Raw genomic sequence first — 3,321 nt, 5'->3', positions numbered from 1 at the left:
GCGTCTGTGTCGCTGGAACTAAGAAGTTAGAAGGTCTAGGCTTACGAAAACTTTCTTAGGCTTTGTTCTCCTAACTCCTAATTCCTGTGACCTAACTCCTAGTTTGGTGCACCAACGGGGACTCGAACCCAGGGCCCGCTGATTAAGAGTCAGCTGCTCTACCAACTGAGCTATTGGTGCATAGCTTCGCACGCTTACGCGTCCGAATCTTTAGAAAGCACAACCTGTACTTTCAAAACTGAACAAAGAACCATGTTTACGAATGAATTGAACCATTTTGAACCCACTGTCAAATAATTTGACTTAGGTCAAGCCCTCGACCGATTAGTACTCGCAAGCTTAACGCCTCACGGCGCTTACACATTGAGCCTATCAACCTTGTAGTCTTCAAGGGGTCTTACCTGATTACTCAGTGGGATATCTTATCTTAAGGGCGGTTTCACGCTTAGATGCCTTCAGCGTTTATCCGTTCCGCACATAGCTGCCCAGCTGTGCCACTGGCGTGACAACTGGTGCACCAGAGGTGCGTCCATCCCGGTCCTCTCGTACTAGGGACAGCTCCTTTCAAATATCCTACGCCCACGACAGATAGGGACCGAACTGTCTCACGACGTTCTGAACCCAGCTCGCGTACCGCTTTAATTGGCGAACAGCCAAACCCTTGGGACCGAATACAGCCCCAGGATGCGATGAGCCGACATCGAGGTGCCAAACCTCCCCGACGATGTGGACTCTTGGGGGAGATCAGCCTGTTATCCCCAGGGTAGCTTTTATCCGTTGAGCGACGGCATTTCCACTCACATACCGCCGGATCACTAACTCCAACTTTCGTTACTGCTTGACTTGTAGGTCTCGCAGTTAGGCTCGCTTATGCGTTTACACTCAAAAGCATGGTTTCCGTCCATGCTGAGCGAACCTTTGAGCGCCTCCGTTACTCTTTTGGAGGCGACCGCCCCAGTCAAACTGCCCACCTAACAATGTCCCCCGACCAGATTCATGGCCGCAGGTTAGAATTTCGGTACTTCAAGAGTGGTATCCCAACGGCGGCTCCACCGATACTGACGTACCGGCTTCTCAGCCTCCCACCTATCCTGTACATGAAATACCAAAATCCAATATTAGGCTACAGTAAAGCTCCATGGGGTCTTTCCGTCTTGTCGCGGGTAACCGGCATCTTCACCGGTACTACAATTTCGCCGGGCGGGTTGTTGAGACAGTGCCCAGATCGTTACACCATTCGTGCGGGTCAGAACTTACCTGACAAGGAATTTCGCTACCTTAGGACCGTTATAGTTACGGCCGCCGTTTACTGGGGCTTCGATTCAAAGCTTGCACTTCTCCTCTTAACCTTCCAGCACCGGGCAGGTGTCAGCTCGTATACTTCATCTTTCGATTTAGCACAAACCTGTGTTTTTGCTAAACAGTCGCCTGGGCCTATTCTCTGCGGCTCTGTTTCCAGAGCACCCCTTATCCCGAAGTTACGGGGTCAACTTGCCGAGTTCCTTAACAACCCTTCTCCCGTTGGCCTTAGAATTTTCTTCCTACCTACCTGTGTCGGTTTGCGGTACGGGCTCCTCAGATATACACACAGCTTTTCTTGCCTTCCTCTATCCATGCTTCCCTACTTAATTTCGATCCCTTACGCCCGGGTCTACCAACGCCCGGGACATGGACTTTGAAAGTGTCCCTGTGCTTAAATCCTTCAGAGGTTACGGAATTTCAACCGTATGTGCATCGGCTACGCCTCTCGGCCTCGCCTTAGCTCCCGACTAACTTGGAGCGGACGAACCTTCCTCCAAAAACCTTAGGCTTTCGGCCATTATGATTCTCACATAATTCTCGCTACTCATTCCGGCATTCTCACTTGTGTAATGTCCACCGTCGCTTACGCTACGACTTCACCCCTTACACAACGCTCCCCTACCCCTGACGATTACTCGTCAAGCCCAAGCTTCGGTATATCGTTTAGCCCCGTTACATTTTCGGCGCAGAGTCATTCGACCAGTGAGCTATTACGCACTCTTTAAATGTGTGGCTGCTTCTAAGCCAACATCCTGGTTGTTTTAACAACTCCACATCCTTCTACACTTAACGATATTTTGGGACCTTAGCTGTGGGTCTGGGCTGTTTCCCTTTCGACCGCGAAACTTATCTCACGCAGTCTGACTCCCATAAAGCAATTATCCGGCATTCAGAGTTTGATAGGCTTCGGTAGCCTCTCGGCCCCTAGACCATTCAGTGCTTTACCTCCGGTAATCTCTTATGAGGCTAGCCCTAAAGCTATTTCGGGGAGAACCAGCTATCTCCGGGTTCGATTGGAATTTCTCCGCTATCCACACCTCATCCACCACCTTTTCAACGGGGGTTGGTTCGGCCCTCCATGGAGTTTTACCTCCACTTCAGCCTGGACATGGATAGGTCACCCGGTTTCGGGCCCTATGCATGCAACTTGACGCCCTATTCAGACTTGGTTTCCCTTCGGCTGCGGACTTTAAAGTCCTTAACCTTGCTGCATACATACGCTCGCCGGACCATTCTACAAAAGGTACCCTACCACACGTTGACGTGCTGTAGGTGCTTGTAGGCACAGGGTTTCAGGTTCTATTTCACTCCCCTCCCGGGGTGCTTTTCACCTTTCCTTCACAGTACTATACGCTATCGGTCACCGGTTAGTATTTAGGCTTGGAGGGTGGTCCCCCCGGCTTCCCACGGGATTCCTCGTGCCCCGCGGTACTCTGGATACTGCTCGCTGTCTTACCGTTTCGCTTACGGGACTATCACCCTCTGTGGTGTGCCTTCCCATGCACTTCTGCTACAGCTTGACAATGCTAAATGCAGTCCTCAACCCCGGACGTATTTCTACCTCCGGTTTGGCCTATTCCGATTTCGCTCGCCACTACTTTCGGAATCTCGTTTGATTTCTCTTCCTCGCCCTACTTAGATGTTTCAGTTCAGGCGGTTCCCTCGATATACCTATGAATTCAGTATACCGTACCGGGGTATGAATCCCGGTGGGTTTCCCCATTCGGATATCTGTGGATCAATGCCTGCTTGCGGCTCCCCACAGCTTTTCGCAGCTGGCCACGTCCTTCGTCGGCTTCCGGTGCCAAGGCATTCGCCCTGCGCCCTTTGTAGCTTGACCGTTTATGTGAGTTCTTTTGAGTTCTCCAAACAATCACTTGCGTGATTGTCTTAGCAAATTGTAGTAGTTTTTACCCGATATTTTATCAGTCTTGCGACTGACTATTATCAGTTACTTTACTTTTGCTTTCATTCGCATTTGCTTTCTTTGTTCAGTTTTCAAGGTACAGTGAGATGTCC

Annotated in this window: 1 tRNA gene and 1 rRNA gene; both read right to left on the bottom strand. The window is 50.5% G+C overall.

Going from position 1 to position 3,321, the window contains the following annotated elements:
- Positions 1-104: 104 nt before the first annotated feature.
- Positions 105-180 (bottom strand) — tRNA-Lys (locus tag BLR50_RS14145).
- A 124-nt stretch (positions 181-304) separates the two neighbouring features.
- Positions 305-3,142, bottom strand: a 23S ribosomal RNA gene (locus BLR50_RS14140).
- Positions 3,143-3,321: the final 179 nt, after the last annotated feature.

The organism is Acetanaerobacterium elongatum, from assembly GCF_900103835.1.
In the GTDB taxonomy this organism is placed as follows: domain Bacteria; phylum Bacillota; class Clostridia; order Oscillospirales; family Ruminococcaceae; genus Acetanaerobacterium; species Acetanaerobacterium elongatum.
The sequence above is the reverse complement of the archived record's forward strand: the minus strand, read 5'-3'. Positions and strand labels throughout refer to the sequence as shown.